13 protein-coding genes are annotated in these 14,514 nt (G+C 74.5%); 6 read left to right on the top strand and 7 right to left on the bottom strand.

The features are described 5' to 3' along the window. Positions 1–22: 22 nt before the first annotated feature. Positions 23–676 (bottom strand): hypothetical protein, encoded by a 654-nt coding sequence (locus LQU92_RS08355; protein WP_230779827.1) that lies wholly within the window; start codon positions 674–676, stop codon positions 23–25. Positions 677–816: 140 nt separating this feature from the next. Here LQU92_RS08355 and LQU92_RS08350 point away from each other — a divergent pair, with 140 nt between their 5' ends. Continuing rightward, on the top strand, positions 817–1,494 hold the full coding sequence (locus tag LQU92_RS08350) for a FadR/GntR family transcriptional regulator (RefSeq protein WP_101851486.1): 678 nt from the start codon (positions 817–819) through the stop codon (positions 1,492–1,494). Between the two features lie 5 nt (positions 1,495–1,499). On the opposite strand, the gene LQU92_RS08345 is transcribed toward LQU92_RS08350, so the two are convergent. Genes LQU92_RS08345 through LQU92_RS08330 form a run of 4 tightly spaced genes read right to left on the bottom strand, consistent with a single transcriptional unit; the run spans position 1,500 to position 5,167 of the window. Beyond that, a complete protein-coding gene (locus LQU92_RS08345) occupies positions 1,500–1,904 on the bottom strand; it encodes a universal stress protein (RefSeq protein WP_101851485.1) in 405 nt (134 codons plus the stop codon). Next, positions 1,901–3,454: a tripartite tricarboxylate transporter permease gene (locus LQU92_RS08340; RefSeq protein ID WP_230779825.1), complete on the bottom strand. Its 1,554-nt coding sequence runs from the start codon at positions 3,452–3,454 to the stop codon at positions 1,901–1,903. The genes LQU92_RS08345 and LQU92_RS08340 overlap by 4 nt, the downstream gene beginning before the upstream one ends. Before the next feature lie 40 nt (positions 3,455–3,494). Further along, the gene (locus LQU92_RS08335; RefSeq protein WP_230779823.1) at positions 3,495–4,166 is read right to left on the bottom strand and encodes a tripartite tricarboxylate transporter TctB family protein; all 672 of its coding nucleotides are present in this window, start codon (positions 4,164–4,166) and stop codon (positions 3,495–3,497) included. A 5-nt stretch (positions 4,167–4,171) separates the two neighbouring features. After that, entirely contained in the window at positions 4,172–5,167 is a 996-nt protein-coding gene (locus tag LQU92_RS08330; protein ID WP_101851484.1) for a tripartite tricarboxylate transporter substrate binding protein, read from the bottom strand. Between the two features lie 150 nt (positions 5,168–5,317). On the opposite strand from LQU92_RS08330, the gene LQU92_RS08325 reads away from it, so the two are divergent. The 5 genes from LQU92_RS08325 (at position 5,318) to LQU92_RS08305 (ending at position 11,248) form a co-directional block, all read left to right on the top strand. Beyond that, entirely contained in the window at positions 5,318–6,202 is an 885-nt protein-coding gene (locus LQU92_RS08325) for a LysR family transcriptional regulator (RefSeq protein ID WP_101851483.1), read from the top strand. A 140-nt stretch (positions 6,203–6,342) separates the two neighbouring features. Next, positions 6,343–7,269, top strand: coding sequence for a 5-dehydro-4-deoxyglucarate dehydratase (gene kdgD, locus LQU92_RS08320; RefSeq protein ID WP_101851482.1), 927 nt, complete (start codon positions 6,343–6,345; stop codon positions 7,267–7,269). Positions 7,270–7,330: 61 nt separating this feature from the next. Beyond that, a complete protein-coding gene (locus LQU92_RS08315; protein WP_230779822.1) occupies positions 7,331–8,950 on the top strand; it encodes an aldehyde dehydrogenase (NADP(+)) in 1,620 nt (539 codons plus the stop codon). Further along, positions 8,947–10,275, top strand: a complete 1,329-nt coding sequence (locus LQU92_RS08310; RefSeq protein WP_230779821.1) for an enolase C-terminal domain-like protein — start codon at positions 8,947–8,949, stop codon at positions 10,273–10,275. The genes LQU92_RS08315 and LQU92_RS08310 overlap by 4 nt, the downstream gene beginning before the upstream one ends. Positions 10,276–10,294: 19 nt before the next feature. Further along, positions 10,295–11,248 (top strand): AEC family transporter, encoded by a 954-nt coding sequence (locus LQU92_RS08305; RefSeq protein ID WP_101851479.1) that lies wholly within the window; start codon positions 10,295–10,297, stop codon positions 11,246–11,248. Between the two features lie 84 nt (positions 11,249–11,332). On the opposite strand, the gene LQU92_RS08300 is transcribed toward LQU92_RS08305, so the two are convergent. Further along, positions 11,333–12,466 carry a mandelate racemase/muconate lactonizing enzyme family protein gene (locus LQU92_RS08300; protein ID WP_101851478.1) on the bottom strand — a complete coding sequence of 378 codons (1,134 nt, stop codon included), beginning with the start codon at positions 12,464–12,466 and terminating at the stop codon, positions 11,333–11,335. Between the two features lie 146 nt (positions 12,467–12,612). Beyond that, positions 12,613–14,472: a gamma-glutamyltransferase gene (gene ggt, locus LQU92_RS08295; RefSeq protein ID WP_230779820.1), complete on the bottom strand. Its 1,860-nt coding sequence runs from the start codon at positions 14,470–14,472 to the stop codon at positions 12,613–12,615. Positions 14,473–14,514 lie beyond the last annotated feature (42 nt).

Below are 14,514 nucleotides of genomic sequence, written 5' to 3'. Positions count from 1 at the left end.
GGGGGTGCCGCGTATTCCGGGCTCAGCGGTTCACCCACTCCCACGCGAGGTGCTTCTCGGGGGCGGGGACCCCGCTGACGATCCAGGCGATCTCGTCGGTGGACAGCGGGAAGGCCGGGCGGTCCGGGTCGGCCTCGACCTCGCCCGGGCGGCCGAGGCTCCACAGCTGCGCGAACACCGTCGTGGCCCCCCAGCGCTCCACGAGCGCCCCGAGGACCTCGTCCGAGCGCTCCGCCAGGTGGTCCTGGAGGAAGCCGCCGACCAGCCGGGCGAAGCCCTCGGGGTCCTCCTCGGCCTCGGCGGGGTCCAGCTCCCAGTGCTCGCCGAGGACGGCGAGCAGCTCGGCGTCCTCCAGCGGCGCGCCGTCCTCGCGCGGGTCGGGCAGCTCGACGGTGTCGGGGTCCTCCGTGCCGACGTCGAGGAAGCGCTGCTGCACGGCGAGCAGGGCCGCCACGAGCAGCACGTCCGCGGTCCGCCCGGACCCGTCCCCCGGCTCGAGCAGGGCCTCCCAGCCGTGGCGCACCCACGCCCAGGTGCGCTGCTCGTCCCGGTCGGCCGAGCGCGAGCGCCACCCGGTCGTGGCGGCCCGCCACCGGGCGTCCAGGGCGGGCTCGCCCGCGGCGGTGTCGGCCGGGCCGGGGACCGGTTCCGGGTCGGGGACGTGGCTGAAGAGCACGGGCTTCCTCCTGGGCGGTGGCGCGGCGGGTGTCCTGCCCAGGGTAGGCCGCTCAGCGGGACCGGTCGGGGTCCACCACCGGCGGGGAGCGCGTCCGGCCGCTCCCCGCCGGGCCGGTCCGGTCGTGGGAGCATGGGCCCATGCGAGGCAATCTCACCACCGCGCTGGTGGAGGACCTGCGGGCGCGGATCGTCGACGGCCGGATCGCGCCCGGGGAGCGGCTGCCGAGCGAGAGCACGCTCATCGCCGAGCACGGGGTCAGCCGCACGGTCGTGCGCGAGGCGATCGCCCGGCTGCAGGCCGAGGGGCTCGTGCACACCCGCCGCGGCAGCGGCAGCTTCGCCCTGACCCCGCCGTCGGCCGCCCCGGGCACGGGACGGCCCGTGCGCACCCTCCAGGAGCGGCGGGAGCTGATGGCCTTCCGGATCGCGGTGGAGTCGGAGGCCGCGGCCCTGGCCGCGAGCGCCCGCACGGACCAGCACCTGGCGGCGATGGCCGCAGCCCTCGACCGGTTCGGGGCCGAGGAGCGCCCATCGGCGGCACTGGCCGAGGACTTCGCCTTCCACCGCACCGTGGCCGAGGCCAGCGGCAATCCGTACTTCGTGGACGCTCTGCGGGAGCTGGGGCCGGCCATGATCGCGATGCCGCCCCAGCGCCTGGACGCCGGCGGGGCCGGCGACCGGACGGCCCGGGTGGAGGCCGAGCACCGGGCCGTCCTCGCGGCGGTCCGGGCCGGGGACCCCCTGGCCGCGGCCGCCGCGATGCGCCTGCACCTAACCGAGTCCCGGTGGCGGCTGGAGGAGCAGGCGGGAGCCTGAGGGCGTCAGAACCCGCCGTCGTCCGTCTTCACGGCCAGGACGGGGCGGTCGGCCTGCAGCAGGATCCGCTGGGCGTGGGAGCCCATGATGAACTTGCCCACCTGCGAGCGCCGGCGCAGGCCGATGACGATCCGGGAGACCTCGTGCTCGCGGGCCAGGTCCAGGATCTCCTCCGCGAGGTCGTCGCGGTGGGAGGGCTGCAGCACGGTCCAGCGCACGCCGGCGGCCTCTGCTTCGGCGGTGATCCGGTCCAGGTCCTCCGCGGAGGCCACCGAGCGGTCGGCGAGGGCGCCCTCCCGCACGGAGTTGACGATCAGGAGGGGCTCCCGGCGCAGGCCGGCCTCCTCGATGGCGGCCCGGGCGGCGGCCTCGCCGACGGGGGTGGGGACGTATCCGACGAGGATGCTCATGCGTTCTCCTTGACGAGGGGGTGGTCGGCGTCGTCGTCGGAGCTCCCCGCGGAGGGGGGAGCGGACGGAGTGCGGCGCCGGAGGGCGGACTGGACGAGGGGCAGGACGGCGACCAGCACGAACAGCAGCAGCAGGGTCGCGGAGAGGGGACGGGTGAAGAACCCGGCGACGTCGCCCTCGAACACGAGCAGGGACCGGCGCAGGTTGGACTCCAGCAGGGAGCCGAGCACGAAGGCCAGCACGAGGGGGCCGGGCTCGAACCCGTACTTCTTCATGAGGTAGCCCACGGCGCCGAAGACCACGACGAGCGTGACGTCGAACATCGAGTTGTTGATCGTGTAGGCGCCGAGGACCGTGATGAGCACGGTCACCGGGGCGAGGATCGCCGCCCGGACCCGCAGGATGCGCACGAACAGCCCGACGAGCGGGATCGACATGATCAGCAGCAGGATGTTGCCGACGTACATCGAGTTCACCACGCCCCAGAACAGCTCGGGGTCCTGCTCGACGAGCTGGGGCCCGGGGGTGACGCCCTGGATGAGCAGCGCGCCGAACATCAGGGCCATGGTGGCGTTGGCGGGGATCCCGAGGGTCAGCAGCGGGATGAAGGAGCTCGTGGCGGCGGCGTTGTTGGCGGTCTCCGGGCCGGCGACGCCCTCGACGGCGCCCCGGCCGAAGCGCTCGGGCCGCTCGGCCCGCTTCTTCTCCATCGCGTAGGAGGCCATGGAGGAGATGGTGGCGCCGCCGCCGGGCAGGATGCCGAGGAAGAACCCGAGCACGGAGCCGCGCCCGATCGCCCCGGAGGACTGGCGCAGGTCGGCGCGGGAGGGCCAGACGTTGGCCACGCGGTCGGGGGCCTTGACGGCCCGGTGGCGCTGCTCGAGGTTGTGCAGGATCTCGCCGAGCCCGAACAGGCCCATGGCCACGGGCACGAAGTCGATGCCGTCGGCGAGGCTGAGGTTCCCGAAGGTGAAGCGCTCGGCGCCGGTGAAGACGTCCCGCCCGACGGTGGCCAGCAGCAGCCCGAAGCATGCGGCGACGAGCGCCTTGGTCTTGTTGCCGTTGCTGATGGTGGCCACGAGCAGGATGCCCAGCAGCGCCAGGGCCGCGTACTCCGGCGGGCCGAAGTCGAGGGCGAAGCCGGCCACGAGCGGGGCGAGGAAGGTCAGCCCGACGATGGCGACGGTGCCGCCCACGAAGGAGCCGATGGCCGCGATGCCCAGGGCGGTGCCCGCCCGGCCCTGCTTGGCCAGGACGTAGCCGTCGAAGACGGTCACGACCGAGCTGGCCTCGCCGGGCAGGCGCAGGAGCACCGAGGTGATGGTCCCGCCGTACTGGGCGCCGTAGAAGATGCCGGCCAGCATGATGATGGCGGTCACGGGCTCGATGCCGTAGGTCAGCGGCAGCAGGATGGCGATGGTCGCGGCGGGGCCCAGGCCCGGGAGCACGCCGATGAGCATGCCGATGACCACGCCCAGCAGGCAGTACAGGAGGTTGGTCGGGGCCAGGACGACGCCGAAGCCGTCGAGGACCGGTTGCAGGAAGTCCATGCGGAAGCCTTTGGTCGGTGGCCGTCGGTGCGGACGGCCGTCAGAACAGGTGCGGGATCGAGGTGCCGAGCGCGGAGATGAACACGAGGTAGAAGACGACGACGACGAGCAGCGAGAAGAGCACCGCCGAGCGCCAGGTCTCGCCGCCGAGGAACCTCATCCACACGAGCGAGAGCAGCAGGGCGGGCAGCTCGAAGCCGACGACCGGCATGAGCGCGACCAGTCCGACGAGGGTGAGCAGCCCCCACAGGCTCAGCAGCGAGTGGCGGGAGAACTGCTCGCCCTCCCCGCCCCGGCGGCCCAGGACCAGCTGCGCGAGCCCCAGCACCAGGGCGACCAGGGCGACGGCGAAGGGCCACATCCCCGGCTCGGGCTGCCGGGGCGTGCCCAGGCCCATGCGCAGGGAGAGCAGCACCGCCCCGGCGGCGAGGGCCGTGACGACCAGGCCGGCGCCCAGGTTCGCCCACGGCCCGGCCGGCGGCGCCCCCTCGGCCTCCCACCGGGCCGCGAGCTGCTCGGGGGTGAGGTCGTCGTCGGGCAGGGCGTCGGCCGCCGGGGTCTTGGCCGGGTCGCCCCCGGCGTCCGTGACGGCGTCCGCGGCGGGGTGGGCCGCGGGTGCGGGGCGGGGTGCGGGTGCGCTTCCGGTGCGGTCGGTCATGTCCCTGGTCCTCCCGGGGGTCGGGGCGTCGTCGCCGAGGGCCGTGGTCGTCACGGGGTTCACTCCTCGGCGAGGGAGATGTCGTGCTCCTCGACGAGCTCGCGGTAGCGCTCGGCGAGCTCGGTCCACTCCTGCTCGACCTCCTCGCCCGAGATCTCGTGCGGGGTCAGCAGGTTCTGCTCGTTGAACTGCTGGTACTCCTCACTGGCCACGGCGGCGTCGAAGGCCTCGACGAGGCGGTCCTTGACCTCCTGCGGCAGCCCCTCGGGCGCGGCCACCGCCCGGTACTGGGAGACCGGGACGTCGTAGCCGGACTCGACGGCTGTCGGGACGTCGGGCAGGAAGCGGTTGCGCTCCTCGGAGAACACGACGATGGGGGTGACCTCCCCGGCGTCGATCTGCGGCTTGGCCTCGCCGAGCTGGACGGTGGAGACCTGCACCTGGTCTCCGAGGACGGCGGTCAGGGCGGGGGAGCCGGAGTCGAAGGGCACCTCGGTGCCCTCGATGCCCGCCTGCTCGAACAGCACGGTCTGGGCGAGCTGGGAGCCGGTGCCCACGCCGGTCGTGCCGTAGCTGAACTGCCCGGAGGCGGCCTCGACGTCCTGGAGGTCCTCGAAGCCGGAGGCCTTGCTGGCCACCATGACGTAGTCGTCCTGCGAGAGGCCCTTGAGCACCTCGAGGTCGTCGAGGGAGACCGCCTCCTCCTCGCCGACCGCGAGCGGGGTGATGGTGATCAGGGAGGCGTTGAGCAGCACGAGCTCGTGGCCGTCGGCGGGCTGGCCGGCGACCTCCTGGGTGGCCAGCGCGCCGTTGGCGCCGGGCTTGTTCACGACGGGCACGGCGACGCCCAGGTCCTCGGCGGCGGCGTCGGCGACGGCGCGGGCGATGAGGTCGGTGGACCCGCCGGCCGCCTGGCCCACGGTCAGGGTGATCGGCTCCGCGGGGAAGTCCTCGGCGGAGCCGCCGGAGGCGCCGACGTTGCCGCCGCACGCGGTGAGGGCGAGCACGGAGCCCGCGGCGGTGAGGCCGAGCAGGACGGGACGGGCGAGGTTCATGGATCTCTCCTTCGGTGAGCGGGACGGGGCCGGAGGGGCCTCCACCTGACCTGTGAACGGCGTCACAGCCGGTCTGGGGCTTGAGCCTAGGGAGCCCGTATGATGCCTGTCCAAACCTTTGTATGCATGGAGTGATACCCGGGAGGCATCATGTTCACGCTCGACCAGGCCCGCGGATTCGTCGCCGTGGCCGAGGAGCTGCACTTCGGCCGGGCGGCCGATCGGCTGCGCATGACCCAGCCGCCGCTGAGCCGGCAGATCCAGAAGCTCGAGCGCTCCCTGGGCGTCGAACTGCTCGAGCGGGACAACCGCCGGGTGGCCCTCACCGCGGCCGGGCGCGCCTTCCTCGTCGAGGCCCGCAAGCTGCTGGCCACCGCCGATCGTGCCCCCACGCTGGCCCGGCGGATCGCCGCCGGGCGGGCCGGGGTGCTGCGCATCGGCTTCACCGCCGCCTCGGGCTTCAGCCTGCTGGGCCCCCTGCTGGGCGAGATCGCCGAGGCGCTGCCGGAGGTCGACGTCGAGCTGCAGGAGCTGGTGACCGGCGAGCAGCTGGAGGCGCTGCGCACCGGCGACCTCGACCTCGGCCTGGCCCGCCCGCCGTTCGACACGGAGGTCTTCGAGTCCCAGCTGCTGCTCGCGGAGGACCTCTACGTCGCGGTCCCCACGGGCCACCCGCTGGAGCGGCTGCGCGGGCCGATCACCTCGACGGACCTGCGCGACGTCCCGCTGATCATGCACTCCCCGACCCGGGCGCGGTACTTCTACGACCACGTGGTGCGCCTGGTCGACGTCGAGCACGGCAACGTGGTGCACACCGTCAGCCAGGTGCTCACGATGGTCGCCCTCGTGGCCGCGGGGCGCGGGGTGGCCTTCGTCCCGGAGTCGGCCCGGCTGCTCGGCATCACCGGGGTCTCCTACCTGCCGCTGGCCGGCAGCCCGCACGAGGCGGTGGAGCTGCACGCCCTGTGGGACCGCGACTCGCGCAACCCGGCCCTGCACCGGCTGCTCGAGCTCGTCGACCTGGGCCGGCCCTGAGCGTGCGCCTCGCGCCCTCGTCGATACCTGGAGGGCATCACCCCATACGCAGAATGGCTTGGACAGGCATCGAGAATGCTTCCTACGGTGAGACGGACATCACCGATGGGCCGCACCGGCCCGGAACAAAGGACGACCCCGTGGCCCAGCGCACGCCCTCCGAACTCGCGGAGCACCTCAAGGACGGACTGCTCTCCTTCCCCGTCACCGCCTTCGACGACGACCTGCTCTTCGACGAGACCGCCTACCGGGAGCACCTGGCCTGGCAGGCCTCCCACCCCGTGGCCGGGCTCTTCGCCGCCGGCGGCACCGGCGAGGGCTTCTCCCTCACCCCCGAGGAGATCGCCACGGTCGTGCGCACCGCCGTGGACGAGGTCGGGGAGAGCGTCCCGGTGCTGGCCCCGGCGGCCGGCGCCACGGCGCAGGCCGTGCGCAACGCCCGCGACGCCGAGGCCGCCGGGGCCGAGGGCCTGCTGCTGCTGCCCCCGTACCTCACCGAGTGCGACCAGGACGGGCTGCTCGCCCACGCCTCGGCCGTCTGCTCCGCGACCCGGCTCGGGGTCATCGTGTACAACCGCGCCAACGCCGTCTACTCCGCCGAGACGGTCGCCCGCCTGGCCGAGCGCCACGAGAACTTCATCGGCTTCAAGGACGGCATCGGCGACATCGAGCACCTCACGAAGGTGTACGCCCGCAACGGCGACCGGCTGTTCTACCTCGGCGGGCTGCCCACCGCCGAGACCTTCGCCCTGCCGCTGCTGCAGCTGGGGATGAGCACCTACTCCTCGGCCATGTTCAACTTCGTCCCCGAGTTCGCCCTGGCCTTCTACCGCGACGTGCGCGCCCAGGACCGGGCGGCCGTGACCGAGAAGCTCAACCGGTTCGTCCTGCCCTACCTGGAGATCCGCGACCGCGCCAAGGGCTACGGCGTCTCGATCATCAAGGGCGGGCTCCGGGCCGTGGGCCGCGACGCCGGCGGCGTGCGCCCGCCGCTGCAGGACCTCACCCCCCGGGACCTGGCCGACCTCAAGGCCCTCATCGACGCCAACGTCCTGCTGACCGCCTGAGCCGCCGCACCGGAGCCGACCGGCAGACCAGCACCGCAGACCAGCAGAGGAGTCCGCACCCATGACCACCACGACCACCACCCTGACCGGCCACTCGATCCTCGCCGGGCGGGAGGTCCCCGGCGCCGGCGGCACGACCCGCGCCGTCGACCCGGCCACCGGCGAGCACCTCGGGCCCGCCTACACGCTGCTCGACGAGGCGCAGCTGGCCGAGGCCACCGCGGCCGCCGAGGAGGCCTCCGCGTCCTTCGGCGACCTCGACCCGCAGGCCCACGCCGGCTTTCTCGAGCGGATCGCCGCCAACATCGAGGCCGTGGCCGGGGAGCTCGTCGAGCGCGCCGGCGCCGAGACGGGGCTGCCCGCGGCGCGCCTGAACGGGGAGCTGGCCCGCACGACCGGCCAGCTGCGACTGTTCGCGTCCGTCGTGCGCCAGGGCGACCACCGCGGCGTGCGCGTCGAGCACGCGCTGCCCGACCGCACCCCGCTCCCCCGCCCGGACCTGCGCCAGCGCAAGGTCCCCCTCGGCCCGGTGGCCGTCTTCGGCGCGAGCAACTTCCCCTTCGCGTTCTCCACCGCCGGCGGGGACACCGCCTCGGCCCTGGCCGCCGGCTGCCCGGTGGTCTTCAAGGCGCACAACGCCCACCCGGGCACCGGCGAGCTCGTCGGCCGGGCCGTCACGGACGCCGTGGCCGCGTGCGGGCTGCACCCCGGGGTGTTCTCCCTCGTCTACGGCCCCGGCGCGAGCATCGGCCAGGCCCTGGTGCGGGACCCCCGCATCACGGCGGTGGGCTTCACCGGCTCCCGCGCGGGCGGGACCGCCCTCATGGCCACGGCCGCCGCCCGCCCGGTGCCGATCCCCGTCTACGCCGAGATGAGCTCGATCAACCCCGTCGTCGTCCTCGAGGGCGCCCTGCGCGGCGACGTCGAGGCGCTCGCCCGCGGCTACGTCGCCTCCCTCACCGGCTCCTCCGGCCAGCTGTGCACCGCCCCGGGGCTGCTGTTCGTCCCGGCCGGGGAGACGGGCGAGGCCTTCCTCGCCGCCGTCGAGCGGGCCCTGGCGGACGCGGCCGGCCAGACGATGCTCACCCCCGGGATCGCCGGGTCCTGGCGGGAGGGCGTCGACGCGCTCGGCGCCCAGGAGGGCGTGGGGGTCGTGGCCCGCGGCGCGGAGGGCAGCACGCAGCACGCCCCCGCCCCGGTGGTCTTCGAGTCCGACGTCCCGACCTTCCGCGCCAACCCGGTGCTGCAGGAGGAGATCTTCGGCGCCGCCTCCCTGGTGATCCGCTACCGCTCCCCCGAGGAGCTGCTCGGGGCGGTCCGCCGCATGGAGGGCCAGCTGACCGCGACGCTGCACCTGGCCGAGGAGGACCACCCGGTCGCCGCGGCCCTGCTGCCGGTGCTCGAGCGCAAGGTCGGGCGCATCCTCGCCAACGGCTGGCCCACCGGGGTGGACGTCGGCGAGGCCATGGTCCACGGCGGCCCGTTCCCGGCGACCTCCGACGCCCGGACCACGTCCGTGGGCACGCTGGCGATCGAGCGCTTCCTGCGCCCGGTGGCGTACCAGAACCTCCCCGGCGACCTGCTGCCGCCCCCGGTGCAGGAGGCCAACCCCTGGCACCTCACCCGCCGGGTCGACGGCCGCCTCCAGCCGGCCGAGCACACCGAGGGGGACCGCGCATGAGCACCCGGCCCACGATCGTCCGCACCGAGGTCGTCCCGGTGGCCGGGCACGACTCCATGCTGCTGAACCTCTCCGGCGCCCACGGTCCGTTCTTCACCCGCAACGTCGTCGTCCTCACCGACTCCGAGGGCCGGACGGGTCTGGGCGAGGTCCCCGGCGGGGAGCGGATCCGCGCCACCATCGAGGAGGCCGGCAGCCTGCTCGTGGACGAGCCCGTGGCCCTGTACCGCACCCTGCTGCGCCGGGTCGCCGCCGCCTTCGCCGACCGCGACGCCGGCGGGCGCGGGCTGCAGACCTTCGACCTGCGCACCACGGTCCACGCCGTGACCGGGCTCGAGTCAGCCCTGCTGGACCTGCACGGGCAGTTCCTCGGCGTGCCGGTGGCGGAGCTGCTCGGCGACGGCCAGCAGCGCGCGGCCGTGCCGATGCTCGGCTACCTCTTCTTCGTGGGCGACCCGGACGGCACCGACCTGCCCTACCTGCGCGAGCCCTCCGGCGCGGACGCCTGGGAGCGGGTGCGCCGGGAGGAGGCCATGACCCCGGAGGCGGTGGTCCGCCTCGCCGAGGCCGCCCGGGAGCGCTACGGGTTCACGGACTTCAAGCTCAAGGGCGGGGTGCAGGCCGGGGACGTCGAGGTCGACGCCGTCACCGCCCTCAAGGACCGCTTCCCCGGGGCCCGGATCACCCTGGACCCCAACGGGGGCTGGCTGCTCGAGGAGGCGGTCCGGCTCGGGCGGCGCATGCAGGGCGTCGTCGCCTACGCCGAGGACCCGTGCGGGGCGGAGGGCCGGTTCTCCGGTCGCGAGGTGATGGCGGAGTTCCGCCGGGCCACGGGGCTGCGCACGGCCACGAACATGATCGCGACCGACTGGCGGGAGATGTCCCACGCCGTGCGCTCGAACGCGGTGGACATCCCCCTGGCGGACCCGCACTTCTGGACGATGGCCGGCTCCGTGCGCGTGGCCCAGCTCTGCCACGAGTTCGGGCTGACCTGGGGGTCGCACTCCAACAACCACTTCGACATCTCCCTGGCGATGTTCACCCACGTGGGCGCGGCCGCCCCGGGGGAGATCACCGCCCTGGACACGCACTGGATCTGGCAGGACGGGCAGGGCCTGACCCGCGAGCCCCTGCGCATCCGCGACGGGGAGGTCCGCGTGCCCGCGGCACCGGGCCTCGGCGTGGAGCTGGACCGGGAGCGGCTGGCCGCGGCCCACGAGCTCTACCTCGAGCACGGCCTGGGCGCGCGGGACGACGCCGTGGCGATGCAGTACCTGATCGAGGGCTGGGCCTTCGACCCCAAGCGCCCCTGCCTGGTCCGCTGACCGGGAGGGGGACGGGCGGATGACGGGGGTGCTCCTGGGCTTCGGCGTGGTGGCCGTGATCGCGGCCACCGGCTTCGCCACCGCCGTGCTGCTGCCCGGCGAGACCGGGAACATCCGCCGGGGCCTGACCCCCGTCGTCTACCACCTCACGAACCCGGCGCTGATGCTGGTGCTCGTCGCCGGCACCGACCTCGGCGCCGTGCTGGGGGTCTACACCCCGATCGCCCTCGTCACCGCCGCGGTGGCGGGGGCGGTCTTCGCCCTGGTCAGCGCTCTGCTGCTGCGCCGCAGCGGCGCCCGCACCGCCGTGGGCGCGATGGCCTCCTCCTACGTCAACGCCGGCAACATCGGCCTGCCCATCGCGCTCTACGCCGTGGGCAGCGCCGCCCCGGTCGTCTCGGTGCTGCTGGCCCAGCTCCTCGTGATCGCACCGGTCTACCTGGTCCTGTTCTCCTGGCTCACCCGGCCCCGGGGCGGGCCCGGGGCGGCGGAGGCCGGTCCGGGTGCCACCGCGCGCACGGTCGCCCGCTCGGTGGCCAATCCCGTGACGGTCGGCACGGCCCTGGGCGTGCTCGTCGCGGCGACGGGCGTGGAGCTGCCCGCGATCCTGTGGACCCCGCTGGAGATGCTCGGGCACTCCTCCGTGCCCCTGCTGCTCCTGCTGTTCGGGATGAGCCTGCACGGCCGCCGCCCGTTCCGCCACCGGGCACTGGTGCCCGACGTCGTGACCGGGACCCTCGTCAAGCTCGCGGTGATGCCGGCGGTGGCGTGGCTGGTGGCCCGCTTCGGCTTCGGGCTGGCGGGCACGGAACTGCTGGGCGTCGTCGTCATGGCGGCCCTGCCCACCGCCCAGAACGTCTTCCTGTTCTCCTCCCGGTTCCGCATGCCGGCCGACGCGGCCCGGGACATCATCCTCGTCAGCTCGCTGCTGTCCTTCCCCGCCGTCCTGCTGGCCACCCTGCTGCTGCGCTGAGCTCCTGCGGGCGCCGCGGGCACGGTGCGGCGGCCCCGCCCCGGATCCCGGGGCGGGGCCGCCGCACCGTGCCCGGACGGTCCCTCAGGCCCGCCCGAAGCCGGCGGTCTCGGTGGTCCAGGCGCGGGCCTGCCCGCTGAGGCTCACCCCGAGCCCCGGGCGGTCGGGCACCAGCATGCGCCCGCCCTCGGTCTCGAGGCGCTCGTCGAACAGCGGGTCCAGCCAGTCGAAGTGCTCGACCCACGGCTCCCGGGCGTAGGTAGCGGCGAGGTGGAGGTGGATCTCCATCGCGAAGTGCGGGGCCAGGTCCAGGCCGTGGTGGTCGGCGAGGGTGAGCAGGCGCAGGAAGGGGGTGATCCCGCCGACGCGCGGGCAGTCCGGCTGGATGATGTCGCAGGCCCGGGCCTCGATCAGGCGCACGTGCTCGGCCACGGAGGCGAGCATCTCACCGGTGGCCACGGGGGTGTCGAGGGCCGCCGCGAGTGCGGCGTGGCCCTCGGCGTCGTAGGCGTCCAGGGGCTCCTCGATCCAGGTGAGGTCGAACTCCTCGAGCCGGCGGCCCATGCGCAGGGCCGTGGCGCGGTCCCACTGCTGGTTGGCGTCGACCATCAGGGGCACGTCCGGGCCGATGTGCTCCCGGACCCCGGAGACCCGGCGCAGGTCCTCGCGGGAGTCGGGCAGGCCGACTTTGATCTTGATCCCCCCGATGCCCTCCTCGAGGGAGCGGGTCGCCCGCTCCGTGACCTCCTCGAGGGAGGCGTTGAGGAAGCCGCCGGAGGTGTTGTAGGTGCGCACCGAGTCGCGGCGGGCGCCCAGCAGCTTGGCCAGGGGCAGCCCGGCGCGCTTGGCCTTGAGGTCCCACAGGGCGATGTCGATCGCGGCCAGGGCCTGGGTGGCCACCCCGGAGCGCCCGACCGAGGCGCCGGCCCACAGGAGCTTGTCGTAGATCCGCGCGATGTCGTTGGGGTCCTCGCCGACCAGACCCTCGGCGACCTCCTTGGCGTGGGCGTACTGGGCCGGGCCGCCGGCCCGCTTGGAGTAGCTGAAGCCCAGCCCGGTGTGCCCCTGCGCGGTGGTGATCTCAGCGAAGAGGAACACGACCTCGGTCATCGGCCGCTGCCGGCCGGTGAAGACCTTGGCGTCGGAGATGGGGGTGGCCAGGGGCAGGGTGGCGGTGGAGAGCTGGACGTGGCGGACGGCGTCCGGGGTGCAGGTCACGGGAGGGCTCCTCGTCGACGGGTGGTGCGGAACACTCCAATAGTACAAGTGGACAACTTGTATGACTAGATAGCCGAGAGGTCGCACGGCCGCGGGGCCCGCACCGGCGCTGCGGTGCGGGCCCCGCGGGAGGGCTGGGGAACGGGTCAGCGGTCGGGGCGCACCACCATGGCGGAGCCGCCGTGGCCGCGCTCCGTCTCGGCTGCGGCCTCGAAGCGGCCGTCGCCGAGGATGCGGATCGCCGAGGCGTTGCCGATCCAGCGCACGTCCTCGAGCTCGTGGCCGAGCCCGCCCAGCTGCGCGCCGAGGGACGAGCCGGCGAGGCCGAGGTCGGCGCCGGCGGTCTCCCCGTTGCGGGAGCTCAGCCGCGGGGCGGCGATGGCGTCGACGAGCGGCAGCCCGCGGTCGACGTGGCCCGTGACGATCTGGGCGACCGTGGTGATGATCGTGGCCCCGCCCGGGGTGCCCACGGCCAGCCACGGCTCGCCGTCGCGCAGCACGACGGTGGGGCTCATCGACGAGCGCGGCCGCTTGCCGGGGCCCGGCAGGTTCGGGTGGGGCACGCCCTCGGTGATCGGGGCGAACTCGAAGTCGGTGAGCTCGTTGTTGAGCAGGAACCCGTGGCCCGGCACCGTGATCCCCGACCCGCCGGTCTGCTCGATGGTCAGGGTGTAGGCGACCACGTTGCCCCAGCGGTCGGCGACGTTCAGGTGCGTGGTCGACACCCCGCCGGCCACGGCCTCCTGGGCGGGCGCGGCGGCCCCGCACGCGGCGTAGTCGCCGTCGGGCTGCCCGAACGGGACCGGGCGCGGCCGGGCGGCCGCGGGGTCGAAGCCGCAGGCGCGCTCGTCGGCGAAGGCCTGGCCGGTGAGCTCGGCGACGGGCACGTCCGCGACGTCGCCGACCCACCGGTTGCGGTCGGCGAAGGCGGTGGCCGTGGCCTCGGCGAAGCGGTGCAGGTACTGCTCCTCGGGGACCTCGGACAGGGTCTCCCCGGTGCGCTCGTCGTAGGCCTCGAGCAGGTTCAGGGTCTCGGCCACGGTGGTGCCGCCGGAGCTGGGCAGGCCCATGCCGTAGACCTCCAGGCCCCGGTACTCGCTGCGGGTGGGCTCGCCGAACAGCGCCTCGTAGGAGGCGACGTCCTCGAGGGTGAGCTCGCCCTGCAGCACCTCCACGCCCTCGGCGGTGGTCGGGGTGCGGGCCTCGGCCACGATGGCCTCCGCGATGCCGCCCTCGTAGAAGGCCTCGGTGCCCTGCTGACGGATGGTCCGGTAGGTGCGGGCGAGGTCGGGGTTGCGGAAGACGGTGCCGACCTCGGGGGCCTGCCCGTCGACGAGGAAGGTCTCGGCGGTCTCGGGGAACTGCGCGAAGCGCTCGGCGTTGGCCGCGGTCTGCTCGGCGAAGTTCGCGTCGACAGCGAACCCGCGCTGGGCGATCCGCTCGGCGGGGTGCAGCAGCCGGCCCAGCTCCATCGTGCCGAACTCCTCGGCCGCGGCCTCCCAGGTGGCCAGGGTGCCGGGCACGCCCACGGACTTGCCGGAGTTCACCACGGTGTCGAAGTCGAGGGGCTCGCCGTCCGCGCCGAGGAACTCGTCCTCGTCGTAGGTCGCCGGGGCGGTCTCGCGGCCGTCGATCGTGCGGACCTCCCCGGTGCGGGCGTCGTAGTGGACGAAGAAGCCGCCGCCGCCGATGCCCGCGGAGTAGGGCTCGGTCACCCCGAGGGTCGCGGCCATCGCCACGGCGGCGTCCGCGGCGTTGCCGCCGCGCTCGAGGACGTCGATGCCGACCCGGCTGGCCACGGGGTCCACGGAGGAGACCGCCCCGCCGCGCCCGCTCATCTGCGGGACCTTGGGCGGCTCGGCCGTGGGCGGGCCGCCGCCCCGGGCGTGCCCGGGGCGCTCGTGCGGCGGGCGCTCGTGGGCGGCCGCGGGGCCGGCGAGGACGGTGCCGGGCAGGGCGAGCGCCCCGGCCAGTCCGAGGGCAAAGGTTCTCGAGGAGGCGCGCATGGGCTCATGCTGGCACCGGGGCGGGGCGCTGACCAGGACGAA

Origin of the sequence: Kocuria sp. LUK (assembly GCF_021012935.1) — a bacterium.
GTDB lineage: Bacteria > Actinomycetota > Actinomycetes > Actinomycetales > Micrococcaceae > Kocuria > Kocuria flava.
This window is presented reverse-complemented; position numbering and strand designations above follow the sequence as displayed.

Bases quoted from the DNA above. Each gene is read 5' to 3' on its own strand.
- LQU92_RS08325 (WP_101851483.1), top strand. From the start codon at position 5,318: ATGTTCACGCTCGACCAGGCCCGCGGATTCGTCGCCGTGGCCGAGGAG.
- LQU92_RS08340 (WP_230779825.1), bottom strand. From the start codon at position 3,454: ATGGACTTCCTGCAACCGGTCCTCGACGGCTTCGGCGTCGTCCTGGCC.
- ggt (WP_230779820.1), bottom strand. From the start codon at position 14,472: ATGCGCGCCTCCTCGAGAACCTTTGCCCTCGGACTGGCCGGGGCGCTC.
- LQU92_RS08350 (WP_101851486.1), top strand. From the start codon at position 817: ATGCGAGGCAATCTCACCACCGCGCTGGTGGAGGACCTGCGGGCGCGG.
- LQU92_RS08310 (WP_230779821.1), top strand. From the start codon at position 8,947: ATGAGCACCCGGCCCACGATCGTCCGCACCGAGGTCGTCCCGGTGGCC.
- LQU92_RS08305 (WP_101851479.1), top strand. From the start codon at position 10,295: ATGACGGGGGTGCTCCTGGGCTTCGGCGTGGTGGCCGTGATCGCGGCC.
- LQU92_RS08330 (WP_101851484.1), bottom strand. From the start codon at position 5,167: ATGAACCTCGCCCGTCCCGTCCTGCTCGGCCTCACCGCCGCGGGCTCC.
- LQU92_RS08315 (WP_230779822.1), top strand. From the start codon at position 7,331: ATGACCACCACGACCACCACCCTGACCGGCCACTCGATCCTCGCCGGG.
- LQU92_RS08345 (WP_101851485.1), bottom strand. From the start codon at position 1,904: ATGAGCATCCTCGTCGGATACGTCCCCACCCCCGTCGGCGAGGCCGCC.